The sequence below is a fragment of the Bartonella sp. AP1QHHD genome (assembly GCF_042196265.1).
Taxonomy (GTDB): Bacteria; Pseudomonadota; Alphaproteobacteria; order Rhizobiales; family Rhizobiaceae; genus Bartonella.
This window is the reverse complement of the sequence record NZ_JBHIPW010000089.1, coordinates 149,640-167,766: the sequence shown is the minus strand read 5'-3', so window position 1 is coordinate 167,766 and position 18,127 is coordinate 149,640. Positions and strand designations below refer to the sequence as shown.

At 36.6% G+C, this 18,127-nt stretch carries 10 protein-coding genes; 8 read left to right on the top strand and 2 right to left on the bottom strand.

What is annotated here, in order from left to right; all coding sequences use genetic code 11:
- Nucleotides 1-32 precede the first annotated feature (32 nt).
- From coaBC to tsaE, 8 genes are all read left to right on the top strand, one after another.
- Nucleotides 33-1,454: a bifunctional phosphopantothenoylcysteine decarboxylase/phosphopantothenate--cysteine ligase CoaBC gene (coaBC, locus tag ACFIME_RS08140; RefSeq protein ID WP_375661990.1), complete on the top strand. Its 1,422-nt coding sequence runs from the start codon at nucleotides 33-35 to the stop codon at nucleotides 1,452-1,454.
- Nucleotides 1,455-3,346: 1,892 nt separating this feature from the next.
- Nucleotides 3,347-4,066, top strand: a complete 720-nt coding sequence (locus ACFIME_RS08135) for a sulfate transporter family protein (RefSeq protein WP_375661991.1) — start codon at nucleotides 3,347-3,349, stop codon at nucleotides 4,064-4,066.
- A gap of 980 nt (nucleotides 4,067-5,046) precedes the next feature.
- Nucleotides 5,047-5,967 (top strand): acetyl-CoA carboxylase, carboxyltransferase subunit beta, encoded by a 921-nt coding sequence (accD, locus tag ACFIME_RS08130; protein WP_375617476.1) that lies wholly within the window; start codon nucleotides 5,047-5,049, stop codon nucleotides 5,965-5,967.
- Between the two features lie 4 nt (nucleotides 5,968-5,971).
- Nucleotides 5,972-7,291, top strand: a complete 1,320-nt coding sequence (locus ACFIME_RS08125) for a bifunctional folylpolyglutamate synthase/dihydrofolate synthase (protein ID WP_375684777.1) — start codon at nucleotides 5,972-5,974, stop codon at nucleotides 7,289-7,291.
- A 42-nt stretch (nucleotides 7,292-7,333) separates the two neighbouring features.
- The gene (locus tag ACFIME_RS08120; protein ID WP_375684776.1) at nucleotides 7,334-8,332 is read left to right on the top strand and encodes a complex I NDUFA9 subunit family protein; all 999 of its coding nucleotides are present in this window, start codon (nucleotides 7,334-7,336) and stop codon (nucleotides 8,330-8,332) included.
- A gap of 717 nt (nucleotides 8,333-9,049) precedes the next feature.
- The gene (gene ahcY / locus ACFIME_RS08115; RefSeq protein ID WP_375633659.1) at nucleotides 9,050-10,447 is read left to right on the top strand and encodes an adenosylhomocysteinase; all 1,398 of its coding nucleotides are present in this window, start codon (nucleotides 9,050-9,052) and stop codon (nucleotides 10,445-10,447) included.
- A gap of 33 nt (nucleotides 10,448-10,480) precedes the next feature.
- Entirely contained in the window at nucleotides 10,481-12,946 is a 2,466-nt protein-coding gene (locus ACFIME_RS08110; RefSeq protein WP_375661994.1) for an ATP-binding protein, read from the top strand.
- Between the two features lie 51 nt (nucleotides 12,947-12,997).
- Nucleotides 12,998-13,468 carry a tRNA (adenosine(37)-N6)-threonylcarbamoyltransferase complex ATPase subunit type 1 TsaE gene (tsaE, locus tag ACFIME_RS08105; RefSeq protein WP_375684775.1) on the top strand — a complete coding sequence of 157 codons (471 nt, stop codon included), beginning with the start codon at nucleotides 12,998-13,000 and terminating at the stop codon, nucleotides 13,466-13,468.
- A gap of 679 nt (nucleotides 13,469-14,147) precedes the next feature.
- Here the strand turns inward: tsaE and trxA are convergent.
- Together trxA and addA are read right to left on the bottom strand one after the other, a co-directional pair.
- The gene (trxA, locus tag ACFIME_RS08100; RefSeq protein ID WP_375611361.1) at nucleotides 14,148-14,471 is read right to left on the bottom strand and encodes a thioredoxin; all 324 of its coding nucleotides are present in this window, start codon (nucleotides 14,469-14,471) and stop codon (nucleotides 14,148-14,150) included.
- A gap of 178 nt (nucleotides 14,472-14,649) precedes the next feature.
- Entirely contained in the window at nucleotides 14,650-18,126 is a 3,477-nt protein-coding gene (addA, locus tag ACFIME_RS08095; protein ID WP_375661996.1) for a double-strand break repair helicase AddA, read from the bottom strand.
- Nucleotide 18,127 lies beyond the last annotated feature (1 nt).

The following is an 18,127-nucleotide window of genomic DNA, read 5'->3' as shown; positions in this document are numbered from 1 at the left end:
ATTGCAATCATTTTATTTCTTGGAGGTATTTTATGGCCAGTATTACCATTCGTAACCTGTCTCCTGAAACCAAAGAAGCTTTGCGCATACGCGCCGCGCAAAATGGTATTTCTATGGAAGAAGAAGTCCGGCGCCTTTTAAGCAATCCCTCTCTTCTCACCACACAACCCCTTCATGCTAGCGCTGTTGAAATGCAATCATTGAAATCAAAATCTCTCCTTCTTATTATTGGTGGAAGTATTGCATCCTATAAAGCACTTGATTTGATTCGCCGTTTACAAGAACGTGGAGCACATTTAAAAGTTGTGATGACAAAAGCAGCGCAAAAATTTATTACGCCTTTAGTAGCTGAAGCTTTAAGCGGTGGTACTGTATATACTGATTTATTTTCACACGAAGAAGAACACGATATCGGACATATCCGATTAGCACGTGATGCTGACCTGATTATTTTAGCTCCTGCTACAGCCAACCGTATTGCAAAAATAGCCAATGGCATAGGAGATGATCTGGCTAATTGCATTCTTTTAGCGGCACGCTGTCCACTCTTGATTGCACCCGCTATGAATCCGTCCATGTGGACGCATCCAGCCACTATTCGCAATGTTGCACAATTGCGCGCAGATGGCGTTCATATCATCGGACCAGAAATCGGAAATATGGCTGAACGTGACGAGATGGGATATGGACGCATGAGCGAACCTTTAACTATTGTCGCTACCATAGAGAATCTTTTGAATGTGCATGAAAAACCTCTCTCTGACCGCCATTTCATCGTTACCTCTGGCCCTACCCATGAACCAATTGATCCAGTGCGTTATATTGCTAATCGGTCTTCAGGTAAACAAGGTCATGCCATCGCAACCGCTCTTGCACATTTGGGTGCAAAAGTAACACTTATTTGTGGACCTGTTAATCTCGCAGACCCACAAGAAGTAAAAACCATTCATGTTGAAACAGCACAACAGATGTTACAAGCCGTTCAAACCGCATTGCCTGCTGATGGTGCTATCTTTGTTGCCGCTGTTTGTGACTGGCGCAGTCAAACGCAGTCTTTACACAAAATTAAAAAGAATGCTCATAAAATACCACCATCCCTTCATATGGTTGAAAATCCTGACATTTTAGCAACGATTGGACACGCTCCAAACCGCCCCTCATTGGTCATTGGTTTTGCTGCTGAAACATGTGATATCATTGCCAATGCACAAAAAAAATGTGTTGAAAAAGGAGCTGATTTCATTCTTGCTAATGATATTTCTCTTCAACTAGATGGTACAAGTGTCATGGGCGCTGATACAAATCAAGTTTATCTCGTAAGTAGAAAAAAAGTTGAACAATGGCCCCATATGAGTAAACAACACGTAGCGCAAAAATTAGCAAACGTGATTGTATCATTTTTTGCCCCCAAAACACCTACTCCTCATGAGGAAAATATACCCCTTTGCAAATAAGAACTCTTCAAACGCGTTGATATTAAAACACCTTATAAAATAGAACTGACAATAGGTGTCTATCCATCTCAATTAGTATATAATATTTCTGGTTTATAATGATAATATCGCATTGTTCATATTAAATTAGAATCCCAAATATCATAAGATTCTCTCATTCCCAATCTCTCTCATGTTGAATCAATAAAAATCATTTTCTTGCACGTTGTAAACAAGGATAACTGTATGAATACAAAACGTTTCAGAAAGAACTAAAAGCGCTTATAATGGACCGTCTCAAGAACCAAGGGCTTGTCTCGGACAAACACTGAGGATGATGGTGCCAGCGTGCTCTTTTTATTAAGCGTAAAGTTAGTGATGCCCTATAAGTTTTATATTATTCACGAGAGCTTTACCCATATACCATTCACAAACGCTGTTGCGAAATGGGTGTGATGAGCGTTGGGAAATGTTTTTTTTAAAAAATCCTATCTCACCCTAGCCTTCATAAAAGTAGGATCTATTGCACCACTGTCTCGCCAGCTTATAAAAAAAAACAAGCTATCATTCACTTTGGCTACCATCAATTTTGACAAAGCTCTTGTAATGGATAAAATTTATAAAAAGCATTTTCTTTCTTCAATGTTTTTATCCACATATCGGTCATATTTATGATATGCAAATAAATGATTTTGATTGTTTCATGATGAGAGCAGCTAATGAGAAAATATGAAAACTTTATTTTGAGCTCTTATTCGCTATGAAAAATAATGTATAAATCAATGATATTATAATATCTCAATGCAATTTGAAGCATATCTCACACTGACGCTTATAAAGAGTGTAGACAAAATTCACTGCACCACTGTCTATAAGTTTATGAAACTGAAGCCTTTATTATTTTTCTCAGTGATCGGTCTTTAAAATTAAATGTGTGTGTCCTCTCTCCAGAATACCAAGACCACAAAAACTAGAATTTTATCCATGATATCCTCACATTGTGATGTTTCATGAGAAGCATTTTTATTCCTTTATTGAAAGCTTTGTATCCATACATTGGTCTCGCCTATAATGTGTACGTAAATAATTTTTTGATGTTGAATAGAGTCTTTGAAATTAAAGAATATTTCTATATTTGGGATTCTTATTCAAGTTGAAAATGATCAATTCTCTTCGATAAATTAGTGGTGTTATTATCTAAAAATTATTTGATACAGTGCACCACTTGTATGAAAAGTGCTTCAATGAATGCTTACTTCATTGCACTTATAGCTTTTAAAATTCAAAATCTCATCATTTTTAAGCATCCGTGGTTTCTCCCTTTCTTTGCTTCTTCTCAAAAAACTGCTCTTCTATGGGATCGGACGATCAATCGCCTAAGCTTATTTTTTCCACTTCTATCATATTAATCATTCTGTTGCCCAAAATTAGAATATCTACGGAGCTACTACGTTACCCCTATTCCATTGAACTCAATATTTTTTTGAAAGCGAGAGGCAAAAGCATGCCGCCAAATAGTAGAAAAGTACAGAATTTTAGGAATTGTGCAAAACAATTAAACACTTAGATAAACGAAGTTAGATAACTCTACTGAATAAATAGAAGTAAACAACTTTTCTCCCAAATAGTTCTTATTCCTTAATTTTTTACATATATCATATAAACGCAATAATCTACACTATGTACAAAAATACTAAAAATTTCTTCTACAACAGCTACTTTTTAAATTCTTCTTTGTTTTTAAAAATCAAAATTTCTATTTATTCAAACTTTATTTTTAACAAAGAAACCTTAACCGTTTTTTATAATGTTCTTGAAAAAAAATCTTGTAATTCAAAGAAAGAAAAAATTACACTGTACATACTTTAAATATATTTCTTGTTTTTTTGCTTCTTTCCTTAGTTTGTTAATCTATGATTTTTACTGCTGCTTATCGTGCTTTACAACGTCTTCTGACCTCGCAATATCGTATTATGATACTGAAAGCATTGGGGGTTACTTTTTTCATTCTCACCATTTTATGGTTATGTGTGCACCAACTTTTTGTGTCTTACTTTTGGCCCTGGATTGCTCAATTTCTTCCTGGATTCCCTAGTTGGGCGGGATGGATTGGTTTTAGCATGCTTATCATTTTTAATCTTGGTTTGGCTCTTTTGTTGGCTTTTTTGATTGCACCGATCTCAGCTATGATTGGTGGTTTTTTCATTGACTCTGCTGCTGAAATCATTGAAAAAGAGGATTACCCAAACGAGCCTATTGGACAAGCTTTGCCGTCTCAGCGTTCTCTTATCATTTCCTTTAAATTTGTTATTTTAAGCCTTCTTGGTAATGGAATTGCTTTTATTTTATTCTTCATACCAGGTATTAATTTAATTGCTTTTTATGTTATTAATGGTTATTTGCTCGGTCATGAATATTTCTTGTTTGCTGCTTATCGTTTTCGAACAGAGCAAGATGCACGTGCTTTTTTACATACTCATTACACAACGGTTTTTGGTGCAGGATTATTGATAGCGCTTTTTGTTTCGATTCCAATTCTTAACTTAGCAACACCGCTTTTTGCAGCCGCCTTTATGACATATTTACACAAAATGCTTTCCCAAAAGACCATGGCACGCATTACACAAAAATAATATTCCTTGACTTTAAGGTTAATAAAACTTGCTAGCCAAAGAAAGCATAATATAAAATTTTATGCTTTATCTTTTATTAAAGCAATATATTGATTTATAATGATAACTTATCGTTTCACAACATGAGTGAAAAACCTAAATATCATGAGGGTTTCTCATTTTAATCCTATTCATATTGGATCAATTGAAATCGTTTGTTAATATGTCACAAACGGAGATGGTGTGCGGATAAAAGTACTTTCAAAAAGGCGTGAAATATCTTTTATGAATCCTCTCAATGCAAACATTATCGTCAAATTAAAACTGGAAAAGAGTATGATGGTATCGATTTGTACCTTCTATTTCAGTAAAAATGAAGAGCATAATGTATTTTATACCATTCATGGAGAGTGTATACTCTTCATAAGAGAGTTTTGGAAATTATTGAAAGATATCTGTGTAAAATAAACACGTAAATGAGTAATATAATAGCATTTTTGAGGGTATTCTATTTTAATTGTGAAAAGCGCGCGCTTTAAAGAAACCTTTTGAAAAAAATCTTGCTCTGATGTTAGCGTTTCGCTAATATGGTGTTATCGTGTACATTATCTTAAATGGATTATTTTAGCCTTATTAACGCCTTATATTATAAGGTTTCTTTTCTTCAAAGCCGTTGATACGAGTGATTAATTGGATATTCATTTTTATTAAAAAATAAGGGGTTTGTTAACCATCGCAAGGAGTGAATTTTAATACCAAAATAAAAAATAAAAACATGTAAGTTCTTAAGCTTACGACAAATTTGTTATAGGGTATACTCTTCATAGATATGATTGTTATGATATTGGAAAATTAAAAATTAAAAAAACAAGCTATACGTACACTGATAAAAGTATTAAATAGACTCCTTTGTTCCACCGGTAAAGCAAATGTGACTGCTTAGGTTCATATTCTTTCAAATCATGCAAAAGATGTGTAATATTTAAAGGAAGGTTATAAAGATGAACTGGATTACAAATTATGTTCGTCCTAAAATTAACTCTATATTGGGGCGCCGTGAAATTCCAGAAAATCTATGGATTAAAGATCCTACCAATGGTGAAATGATCTTCCATAAAGATCTGGAAGCTAATCAATTTGTAGCTCCCAATTCTGGCCATCATATGCGTATCAGCGCTAAAAATCGTCTCATGCATTTCTTTGATGATGGTGTTTATACAGCTCTTGAAAATCCAAAAGTTGTAACAGATCCTTTAAAATTTCGTGACGAAAAACGCTATATTGACCGGTTAAAAGATTATCGTTCTAAACTTGGTGTTGATGATAATATTTTAAGTGCACGTGGTACGATTGAAGGCTTACCAATCATTGCAACCGTTCAAGATTTCGCCTTTATGGGTGGATCACTCGGTATGGCTTCAGGAGAAGCTATTATTAAAGCTTTTGATACTGCCATTGCCGAAAGGCGCCCGTTAGTTCTTTTTTCTGCTTCTGGTGGCGCACGCATGCAAGAAGGAACACTCTCGTTGATGCAAATGCCTCGTACAACTGTAGCGATTGAAATGTTGAAAGAAGCAAAACTTCCCTATATTGTTGTGCTGACTAATCCAACCACCGGTGGTGTTACTGCTTCTTACGCCATGCTTGGTGATATTCACATTGCTGAACCTGGCGCTATGATTGGTTTTGCTGGTCCACGTGTGATTCAACAAACTATACGCGAAACCCTACCAGAAGGTTTTCAAAGTAGTGAATATCTGCTCGAACATGGTATGATTGATATGGTTGTCTCACGTTTAGAAATGAAAACAACAATTGCGCGTCTTTTACGTTTGATGATGAAACGCCCTGCTGTTTTTAACCCTTCCGATCCATCCCCAACAGACTCTCAAACATCGCTTTCTACAACAAAAGCAGCTTAAATTTATGCAACAAAACCAGATACAAAGGGTGGTGGATGATTTACTAAAAAATTATCCGAAAAAATTTGATCTTTCTTTAGAGCGTATTATTCACCTTTTAGAGCGTCTTGGTAATCCACATTTAAAACTTGCCCCTATTATTCACATCGCTGGAACAAATGGCAAAGGATCTGCCTCAGCGATTTGCCGTGCTCTTTTAGAAAGTGCAGGATACTGCGTTCATGTCTATAGCTCACCTCATCTCGTCAACTGGAATGAACGCTGCCGGTTAGGTCAAAAAGGAGGTGGTCAACTTGTTACAGAAAACCAATTGGCTGAGACAATCCGTGAAATTATAAAAGTAAATCGTCAAGAGCCGATTACTATTTTTGAAATTTTTACAGCCGCTGCCTTTATGCTGTTTAGTACACATCCAGCTGATGTTGTCATTTTAGAAGTTGGGTTGGGAGGGCGTTTTGATGCTACCAATGTCATTAACAAACCAGCTGTATCGCTTATTATGCCCATTGATTATGATCATGAGAACTTTCTTGGAAACACAATTGCTCAAATCGCTTTTCAAAAGGGGGGAATTATCAAACCAAATGTTCCAGTAGTCATCGGGAAGCAAAATTATGAAGAAACTCTTGCTACTTTAATACCCCTTGCCGATAAAAATAAAGCACCTTATTCTCTATTTGATCAAGATTATCAAAGTTATAAAGAACATGGACGTATGGTTTTTCAAAACAATCAAGGTCTCATGGATCTTTCACTTCCTAACCTTATTGGAGACCACCAAGTTGCCAATGCTGGCGCATCTCTTGAAGCAGTTTGTCAAGCAGGTTTTCAACTTTCAGAACAAACCATAAATGACGCTTTGAAAAATATCTATTGGCCCGCACGGATGCAACATCTTATCCAAGGACATTTGGTTGATCAACTGTCTCCTAATATTGATTTATGGTTAGACGGTGGTCACAATCCTGCTGCTGGAAAAGTTATTGCGGCAGAACTTACACAATGGAGAAAAAAAACAGATCGTCCCATTATTATGATTGCTGGCATGCTCAATACCAAAGATGCTGTCGGTTATTTTCGTTCCTTAGCGAACCTTGTCGATAAAATATATACGATACCGCTGATTAACAATAATGCCAGTATCTCTCCAATAAAATTAGCTGAATCAGCGCAAAAAGCAGGAATCTTTGCTACTCCACAAGCACATCTACAAGATGCTTTGTATAAGATTAGAGCCGAATATAAAGATGCAATTGTCCTTATTAGTGGTTCCCTTTATCTTGCGGGCGATATTTTACGTGACAATAAAACACCTCCATGCTAGAAATTGATTATTTTAAAGCTTTGAAAGATAGACTTTTTAATCATGCAACTTGATTGTGCACTTTATCAACATCCTAAACTTATTACTGTTTTTGGCGGATCTGGTTTTGTAGGACGACATGTCGTTGAAACTTTGACTAAGCGGGGATATCGCGTTCGTATCGCTGTTCGTTATCCACAAAAAGCTTATTACATGCTCCAAATAGGAGAAGTAGGACAAACCCAAATGCTTAAAACGGATATCAAGCATCGTGCCTCTGTTGCACGCGCGTTGCTCGGAGCTGATGCGGCAGTGTTTTTACCTGGTAGCTTAAAACAAGCAAATCAATCGAATTTTAAAAACACACAAATTGATGGTGCTTACAATGTTGCTGAATTAACAGCACAAGCTGCTATTCCACTCATCTATATGTCAGCACTTGTGGCTAACGAGAATGCTTCATGTCTTTATGCACGTGTTAAGTTTATGGGGGAACAAATCGTTCATAACAAGCATCCTCAAGAAATTATTATCCGTCCATCCGTTATCTTTGGACCAGAGGATTGTTTCTTTAACACCTTAGCAGATTTGTCACGTTTTTTACCAATTATGCCTCTTTTTGGGGGTGGGCAAAGCAAATTGCAACCCGTGTATGTTGGTGACGTTGCTGAGTTTATCGCGCGCGCTTTAGATGGACAGGTTGCTTGGGGAAAAAATTATGATCTTGGTGGTCCCCAGATTATCACCTTTCAAAATACTCTTGAAAATATACTCAAAATTATTCACCGTAAAAAAACAATCCTATCCATGCCCCTTTCTGCTGGTCTATTGATTGGAGGAATTTTGGGAACTATCGGTAAATTGCCTTTTGTACCAACACTCGTAACAGCCAATCAGATACGTTTTTTGCAAATGGACAACATTGTTTCTAAAGAGGCTATAGAGAATGGATATACTCTAGAAGGTGCGGGAATTACCCCCAGAGCAATGGCTGCATTCTTGCCAAGTTATCTTTGGCGATTTCGTCCACATGGTCAATTTTCGCAAAACTTATTCGTCTAGAATAAATTTTTCCAAAACTGAGTTAATTATTTGATTTATAATTTATAGCTCGTTGTTAGCGATTCTGAAATCAGAATGCTCAATAGAGTAATGTTTTTGCGTTTTAAATGCTCTATTCAGTATCACAAAAAATGTTTAATCGTATACCTATAGTATTTTGATAAAAATCGTTGAAAACAAGAGAAAAGCACTTCTTATAAACTGTCTTTATCCAAGAGCAGATGCAACATTGGAATCCTAAAGAACCGATTCTGAATTGCCTATTCATAAATATGATAACCTATGACTTTGCATTATATTATTTTGGTAGAAAGCTTAATAATGAGATTAAAGTAAGGTAATTCTTCCTTTTTCAACAACCGCATAAGTGAGTAGAATACGAGTATACTACTTTCGATATTATCCCATAAAAATCGATATAAAAACTGTGAAGCAATGCACAATTTTTATTATTTAAAAGGTATTCTCTCTGGAGATTTTTAAAAGCTTTAAAGTTACGTGAAAAGGATAGAGTTTTGTTTATATAATAAGACTTATCATGAAGATCTCTTATTCTTTCAGTAACATCATTACTCAGATTCATAAATGCATATTTGTTGCACAAATTTATGGAGATTTTAAAAGAGCTTTTTCACATAAAGAAGTCCTCTTCTTGTCTTGCATTTTTTTTTAATTTCTCCTACCGTCTTGGAAAAACTTATTTTAAAGGAATAAAGAATGGCAGCTCAAGATTTTGTTGTCAAAGATATTGCACTTGCCGCTTATGGTCGTAAAGAACTTGATATTGCTGAAACTGAGATGCCTGGTTTGATGGCTTGTCGTAAGGAGTTTTCCTCTAATCAACCTTTGCGCGGAGCGCGTATTTCTGGCTCATTGCACATGACAATTCAAACAGCTGTTTTAATTGAAACATTAAAAGCGATTGGCGCCGATATACGGTGGAGCTCTAGCAATATTTTTTCTACGCAAGACCATGCAGCAGCAGCTATCGCCGCAACTGGTATTCCTGTATTCGCCGTTAAGGGTGAAACATTGGAAGAATATTGGACTTATATAGATGCAATTTTCCAATGGCCAGATGGTAACCCTTCCAATCTTATTTTAGATGATGGCGCTGATGCCACAAACTATATTTTAATGGGAAGTCGTGCAGAACAAAATAAAGATATCCTATCGCATCCCAAAACAGAAGAAGAAGAAATTTTTTTCAAACAAATACAAAAGCGTATGGATGCAACGCCAGGATTTTTTACACGACAGCGCGCAGCAATTAAAGGTGTAAGCGAAGAAACCACAACAGGTGTAAACCGTCTTTATCAGTTACAAAAAGAAGGGCTTTTGCCTTTTCCTGCTATTAATGTCAATGATAGCGTCACTAAATCAAAGTTTGATAATAAATATGGATGTAAAGAATCATTGGTCGATGGTATTCGACGTGGAACAGACGTGATGATCGCTGGTAAAACTGCCATTGTCTGTGGTTATGGTGACGTAGGAAAAGGTTCAGCAGCATCTCTTTCTGGTGCTGGGGCTCGTGTTAAAGTAACAGAAATTGATCCTATTTGCGCTCTTCAAGCAGCTATGGATGGCTATGAAGTTGTTAATTTGGATGATGCTGCTTCCAGTGCTGATATTATCATCACGACAACAGGCAATAAAGATGTTGTTCGTTTAGACCATATGCGACAAGTAAAGGATATGTGTATTCTTGGCAATATTGGTCATTTTGATAACGAAATCCAAGTCGCAGCCCTTAGAAATTTGCCATGGACAAATATTAAACCACAAGTTGATATGATCACCTTTCCCGATGGAAAACGCATCATTTTGCTCTCTGAAGGGCGTTTGTTAAACCTCGGGAATGCGACTGGGCATCCCTCTTTTGTCATGTCAGCCTCGTTTACTAATCAAGTTTTAGCGCAAATTGAACTTTTTACCCGTGCAGAACACTATACAAATGAAGTCACTGTTTTGCCTAAACATCTTGATGAAAAAGTTGCACGTCTACATCTTGATCGGTTAGGAATAAAATTAAGTGTTTTATCAGAAGAACAAGCCGCTTATATTGGAGTCACACCACAAGGACCTTATAAACCAAACCATTACCGTTACTAAACATTTCCTTGGGTTAAAAAAGGGTAAGATGTCGTGCGCAGCTTTGGTGACTATAACCCCAAAGAAAAAGCTCAAAAAATGATTCGAATCTATGCGTATATATTTTGCCTTTTTTTCTTTTTTTCTCCAACATGCGCTGTTGCTCAGTCATTGGAAGGTTATTTACCATTTTTCTTCACTTTACTAGATGGTCCATGGCTGCTTTTAGCGCTGTGTGGAGGAATTTCTTGTGCTTCACTTCTCACGTGTCTAGCTGTTATTATGCGTGCAAAAAAAACTGCACAGAAGCCATTGAAGATAATTCAGGCAAATTTTTCTGAAAAACTTAAATATTATGAATGGCTTCTGGAAGAAACCGAGCAATTCCTTCTTATTTGGGAAAATCCAACAACCTTACCCCGTGTCGTTGGTGCCCTTTCTGCATTGCAAAAAATAGGAATCGATCAGAAAGATTTTCAGCGTTTTGAGCTCTGGGTTGAAGAAAATTCTCTGCGAGAACTTGATTATGCATTGACTCAACTACGTTGTAAATGTCACCCTTTTGATCTTTCTATCACCACCACAAACAATGTACTGCTACAAGTTACAGGCGTCATCGCAGGAACAGTCGCTATTGCTCGTTTTCAAGATATCTCAAAACAACAGAGTGAAAATGCTCGTTTACAGAAAGATATCGCCCGCCTTCTTACTGAACTGAGAATGCAGCGTAATCTTCTTGATCTTATTCAAGAGCCCGTATGGATAAAAGATTGTGAAGGAAAAGTTTGTTTTATCAATCGCGCCTTTAGAGAAATGACAGATTTTCGTGAAGGCAGTGATGAAGTGGGGGATCTTTTCAATGAAAATACACAACGCAAAACAGATGAAACAGAAACAATTTTTCAAGAACATGTTCACACAGTTATTGATGGAGAACGATATCGTTTTCATCTCACACGTATTACAACAGCCGAAGGGATGGCAGCTTTTGCGCGTGATGACAGCGCATATGAAAATCTTGCTCATGAATTAAGTTATGTTCTTCAAAGCCATTGTGAAACACTTGACCAAATTTCAACAGCTGTAGCTATTTTTGATACAAACCAAAAATTAAAATTCTGTAATCATGCTTTTAAAATTTTATGGCCGTTGGAGACTTCCTTTTTAGAAAGTGAACCAAGCCATACATTATTTCTTGAACGTCTACGTGAAAAAGGGCTCATTGCTGAACACCCCGATTGGCGCGCATGGAAAGAAGAACTTTTTAAAGCCTATCGACAAACAGAATCGAACCAACAAATTTGGAATCTTCCAGATGGGCGTACGGTGCGTGTTATCTCGAACCCTCATCCACAAGGAGGTGTCACTTGGCTTTACGAAAACCTTACAGAAAAAATTGATCTTGAACGCCGTTATAATACACTTATTAAAATACAAGGTGAAACACTTGATAAACTTTCCGAAGGCGTGGTTGTTTTTGGTACTGATGGACGCCTTCGTTTATCGAATCCTGCCTTGTCGAAATTGTGGTCTCTTCCTTATAATTTACTGGTAGAAGGGACCCATATTACACAGTTACAAAGCCATTGTTCAGCCTTAACCTTGGGGCAAGAATGGGATCAATTTACCAAGTTCATTACCGGTTTTGCTGAAAAACGTGAAACATTTTCAGGTCGTATAGATCTTAAAAATGATATGATTATTGACTATACTCTGGTCCCTCTTCCTAATGGACAAACGATGCTTACTTTTGTGAATGTTACGGACACTGTCCATGTTGCGCGTGCTCTTCAAGAAAAAAATGAAGCATTAGAAAGTGCTGATCGTTTGCGTAATGAATTTGTTCAACATGTTTCTTATGAATTACGCACACCTCTCACCAATATTATTGGATTTTCCGATATTTTACGTGATCAAATTTTCGGCTCTATCAATGAACGTCAACAAGAATATCTTGAACACATTCATTCAGAATCAGGAACTCTTTTAAATATTGTTAACGATATTCTTGATCTTGCTACCCTTGATGCAGGCATTATGGAGTTGGACATAAAATCGGTTAACATTGCCGATGCTATGATACAAGCAGTAGCACGTGTAGAAGATCGCCTTAATGGACGTCATATTACGCTTTTACAACAAATTTCTCCTTCCTTAAATTCTATTTCTGCTGATGAAAAGCGCTTGCATCAAATTTTTGTGAATGTACTGAGTAATGCTATTAATTTTGCAACGGAGGCGAGTACTATTGAATTTTGCGTCGATGAACAAGATGATAACATTGTCTTTAGCGTTCACAATCAGGGCTCTGACATCCCAGAAGACGTCCTTGATCGTATTTTTAAACGTTTTTCTTCCCATTCACACCATGGTGGGCGTGCGGGAGCGGGTCTCGGCCTTTCCCTTGTAAAAAGTTTCGTTGAACTACACGGTGGACATGTTGAAATTCTTACCGGTTCTGGAAAAGGAACAACAGTTAAATGTTTTTTCCCACTCTCCAAAGGAGATAAGATTTTTTAATTTTAACCTTTATGATAACAAAAATTTTTCATCCATTTCATGGAACTTTTAATGAATTTTAGTTTTTTTCTTGAAAATGAAGAGGCAACAAAGCTTTTTGCACAAAATTTAGCTCTTTCTTTAAAGCCAGGAGATCTTGTGACGCTGCAAGGGGATCTTGGAACTGGAAAGTCAACCATTGCACGTACAATCATTCAAACACTTGCGAACAATAACACTATGGATGTTCCAAGCCCTACTTTTACTCTTGTGCAAAGCTATCAACTTCCAAAGTTTGAAATTATTCATGCTGATCTTTATCGCCTTTCTATGGCAGAAGAAATTGATGAATTAGGGCTTCATGAAGCTCGTGAGAAAAATATTTTACTTGTTGAATGGCCAGAAAGAAATACAGCTCTTTTAGAGCTTGCCACTTTTGCACTCACCTTACACTATAAAGAACATGGGCGTCATGTAACAGTTAGATCAGCGCAACATTCCATTGAATGTTTGCAACAGTCTTTCGCAATTCGTACATTTTAAAAAAACATGAACATCATCATTTTTTAATTTGATAATACCTCAATACTACCTATGAAATCTGAGATGATGGACAACATAAAGAAGGCTTCATGGAGGTACCAACCATGGAAGATGAAACGAAATGCTGACTCTTTCATATAACAATGACATAAATTGCAAAGGACAGCCGTTAATTTATAGGAATTCATCAATTTATTTTAGAGAATCTGATACCTACAATTTTGATTCTAGAGAATAGTATAAGAGAATTTTAAATTGAAGTGGTAACCCTTTAGAAGAGCATTATATAACCTGTAGTGAATTGCTTGTTTCTTTCTGCTTAAAAATTGTGAGCTTCAGAAAAGTAATTTGCAAAGTTTTTGCTTAAAATCTCCTTTTATGTGTTGAAAACACTATCTATCTCAATAGTCTTATCTAAGAAGAAATACCTTTATGAAATTATCATTCACCTAATATTTTTAACGCGCCTATAAGGAAAGAATTGCCTATATTCTTCATACAAAGCAATTTTTTATAAAAAATAGTCAATTGAAACATGCATAAAAGCATGAATTCTTAAATTCATTTAAAATTTTGATTTTTATTGTCTTTTCATTATAATATAATGCAAAAAAGAATATTTTAAAAAAGTCAAAAGGAGAGACAAAATTTCTCTCCTTTATAGTGATTATATGTGGAATTAACTAAGCCCATCTTTTATCCATTCAGAAAGACGTCCTTTAGAGGTAGCGCCAACCATATTCGATGAAATATTTCCATTTTTAAACATTAATAATGTAGGGATAGAACGTACTCCGTATTGGGTAGCCAGTTCCGGATTTTCATCAATATTTACCTTAGCAATTTTAACTTGATTTTGCATTTCTATTGAAATTTCATCCAAAATTGGAGCAATCACTTTGCAAGGGCCACACCATTCTGCCCAAAAATCAACCACAACAGGGGTGGAAGAGGTTAGAACTTCACTTTCGAAATTGTCCTTATCAACTTTTATACACGTCATTTATTTATCCTTTTATATTCACTTTTTATAGATTGGTATAATAACAATTCATATCAAGTTATTGCAAAGATAAATTATTAAAGGACTTTTTTACACCAGGGATTGTGCGTTGTGTTTGTTTGAGCGATTTTATGAAAGTAAATAAAATGTAAAAATGCTTTGCAAGGAAAAGAGTAACTTATAAGGCAACTTCACTAAGAAATGCCTCAAGTTTTTCTGGAGGAAGTTTAAAAATTTTGGCTTCTTTACTGTAGATAAGCAGAGCCTGGATATCTTTATCGGGATGAATAGCTTGCAACAATTTTTGGTAAAGGGCCATTTGCAACCAGTGATGGGAAGCAATAGCAGCTTCATTTTCTGGTGGAGTTCCGGTTTTAAAATCGGCAAAGATAATGCTGTTTTGCTTGATGTAGAGACGGTCAATTTGACCAGAGATTGCTTGTTCTTTTCCACGAATTTTCACAATACCCATTAAGGAGACCTCAGCACGTGAATGCTCAGAGAAAAGGGGTTTGAGATAAACATGATCTAATATTTTCCAAATATGGCAAAGAGCATCTTCTCTTTGGCTCTCATGCCAATGAGAGGCTTTGATATTGAGATAGTTTCGAGCATAATCTCGACGTTTTTGTGGGGGACAATCGGGCAAATATTGTAACAATCGGTGAACGAGATTACCATATTCAATGGAAAAAGCTCTGTTTGTGTTCATGGCTCCTAAAACAGGTGAAGTGGTAAGCTGTTTTGGACTTGAGGACAGCTCTGTATCAGCTTCAATGGAAAGGCTCGCCACTGACGGTTTTAACGGTTTTGGTAACACTGGTTCTGCTGGTACTTTATGAGAGAAAAAAGCAGGCAAAGGTGGTAAGGTTTGGCATTCAGCGGAAGGAACTTTTGAGTTTATAGAAGCAGAAGAAGCAGGTGTAATGCAATAACGCCAAGCTGCAATATCTTCCGAAGAATCTTTTATAGCAAGGGCATGCGGTTCGAGGGCTTTTTTTACGAGTTGTAACCATGTATGAGATGGCGTTTTCGGACCTTTATACCCACAAATAAACAAGCGATCTTCAGCGCGTGTCATTCCTACATAAAGAAGACGCCTATATTCTTCTTCTGCACGCTCTTTTAAATATGAAATTGCTTGTTTAGAGAGTTTTGTATCAAACTTTTCATTGGGATGCCAAATAAAGGCTTGTTTTCCGTTCCATTGTGCATTGTTTAAAGGAACTTTAAGCAAGTGAGGCGCATGCTGAGGATGCCAAATCGCACTACCAGGATCGACTAAAAACACAACAGCAGCCTCTAGTCCTTTTGCAGCATGAACAGTCATGATACGAATTTCTTCATTACTTTGTTCAAATTCACGTTTAATTTCTGGTTCGCTTGCACTTAATGTTTCTAAAAAAGCTTGTAATCCTGGTAATCCTGTTTTTTGAATAGTGAGCGTATAATCCATAAAAGCATCGAGCACATCATTTGCTTCAGATCCTAAACGAGACAGAATTTTTTGTCGTCCCTTATCATTGTTCAGAATATAGCTATAGAATTCAAAAACTGGTATTTTATCCACTAAAGCGCGATAATGGTTTAGCTTTTCAAAAGCATCTTTAAAAGATACCTGCGATGATATATGCGCGCACAGACTTTGCCAAAGAGAGCCGGTGCGGTGTACGGCAAGCTGATAGAGTTCCTCTTCACTAAGAGCAAAAAGTGGGCTTTTTAAAACACAAGCAAGAGAAAGATCATCTTGTGGCTGCAAAACAAAACGCGCAAGCGCCATTAAATCACGGATACTAATATGTTTGGTAAGCTGTAAACGATCAGCCCCTGCTACGGGAATATTACGGTGTTTAAGAGCACGGGAAAGAGCTGAGACAAATTGATCACGTTTACGGACCAAGATCATAATATCACTTGCACGTATTAAGCGTCCTTTTGCTGGAAGCATTTCGCCTTTTTGTAACCAGTCGGCAATCGTTTCAGCAATTTTTTCTGCTAAACGAACTTCAGGTGTATCTAAATGATTAACAGTTGTATGCCAATCTTGAGGAAAATCACTCGTTTCTTTGGAAATGGCATCCCATATAACAACTTCACCGGGACTGTGAATACGGATAGCTTCATGCACCGTTTTTGTATTTTCTGCCGAAAGCCCTTTATAGTTTTCTGGTGTTTCAAAAACAAGATCAACACTTTTAAGAACATCTGCTGTAGAGCGAAAAGAATAATGCAGTTGTATTTTTTCAAATTGTTGATTTGTTTGTTGCACTTTTTTTTGAATAATTCGTCCATTTGCAGCAAAATTTTCTGGAGCAGCGCCTTGAAAAGAATAAATAGATTGCTTTTCATCTCCAACAGCAAAAAGAGTCCGTATGTTTGTTCGTTGGCTATACCCTGAAAAAAATTCCTGTGCCAACAGTTGAATAATTTGCCATTGCTCAGGGTTGGTGTCTTGTGCTTCATCAAGTAGAATATGATCAAGTCCCTGATCAAGTTTATAGTGCACCCATTGGCTTGCACCTTTGCGCTGTAACAAATGAAGTGTACGCTCAATAAGGTCATCAAAGTCTAAGAAGCCATTGGACTTTTTTAGATTCTTATAAATTTTGAGATAAATAGTACAGAGCTGAAAAGCAGCCATATTGAGGGTGGCAACCTTTGCGCATTGATATTTTTCTAAAAGAACAGAAAGCTTGTTTTGTTTATCTTCAAGCATTTGTTGAATAAAAGGCCAAATTTCGTCTGATTTTTTATGAGATAAATGTGAAAAATTACGCGGCTCACCTTTTGTTGTAAAATAAACATCAGAAATAAGATTGAGAATATTTGTCTCATCATGCACCTTTTCTAATTGGGAAAGTTTTGCCACCATATCCTTAAAGCTTTGATTACCATTGGTTTCACAATGCTTAAGAGCATAAAGAGGAAGGCGCGCTGTTTGTTTAATTTGTTCCAGAAGATATTGATTTGTTTCATTGGGCGCTAAGTTAAAAAGCGCGCGCAATTTTTCTTCTCCATTTTCAGATAAAAGAGAAGATAAAAAATCAGACAATTTATGTTGCTTTTCAACTGCCTCATAGAGCAATTGGTTAAAAGTATGTTCGCTAATAACTTGAAGTAACTGTTGCAAAGCAGGTTGTACATCACGACGAGCTAAAAGTTGACGACGAGATTCTTGTCGTAATTTTTTTCGACTGATATCATCGGGAAGTTCAAAATGCCCTGCAATATTGGCTTCTAACATAAATTGATGCAAGAGAGATTCACAAAAAGCATGAATCGTTTGGATTTTTAAGCCACCAGGCGTTTCGAGGGCACGCGCAAAGAGTTGCCGTGCATAAGTTAGTTTTTGCGCATTAACAGTTTTTTTTTCAAACCGTGTTAAGGTTTCTTGCAGCTGTGCATCATCGAGCTCATTCCAACTGGAAAGCGTGCGAAAAATTCGTGATTGCATAACAGCAGCAGCAGCTCTTGTATAAGTAAGGCATAAAATACGTGCTGGAGGCGTACCGTTTAAAAGCAAACGGATAACACGTTCACTTAAAACGTGGGTTTTTCCAGATCCAGCATTTGCAGAAACCCACACGTTTTTTTGGGGATGTGTTGCTGTTGCTTGTGCATCAAGAGCGGCTTCAGGAATAGAAAAAAACGTCATG

Coding starts and splice junctions, on each gene's coding strand:
- coaBC (WP_375661990.1), top strand. CDS start 33: ATGGCCAGTATTACCATTCGTAACCTGTCTCCTGAAACCAAAGAAGCT.
- ACFIME_RS08135 (WP_375661991.1), top strand. CDS start 3,347: ATGATTTTTACTGCTGCTTATCGTGCTTTACAACGTCTTCTGACCTCG.
- accD (WP_375617476.1), top strand. CDS start 5,047: ATGAACTGGATTACAAATTATGTTCGTCCTAAAATTAACTCTATATTG.
- ACFIME_RS08125 (WP_375684777.1), top strand. CDS start 5,972: ATGCAACAAAACCAGATACAAAGGGTGGTGGATGATTTACTAAAAAAT.
- ACFIME_RS08120 (WP_375684776.1), top strand. CDS start 7,334: ATGCAACTTGATTGTGCACTTTATCAACATCCTAAACTTATTACTGTT.
- ahcY (WP_375633659.1), top strand. CDS start 9,050: ATGGCAGCTCAAGATTTTGTTGTCAAAGATATTGCACTTGCCGCTTAT.
- tsaE (WP_375684775.1), top strand. CDS start 12,998: ATGAATTTTAGTTTTTTTCTTGAAAATGAAGAGGCAACAAAGCTTTTT.
- trxA (WP_375611361.1), bottom strand. CDS start 14,471: ATGACGTGTATAAAAGTTGATAAGGACAATTTCGAAAGTGAAGTTCTA.
- addA (WP_375661996.1), bottom strand. CDS start 18,126: ATGACGTTTTTTTCTATTCCTGAAGCCGCTCTTGATGCACAAGCAACA.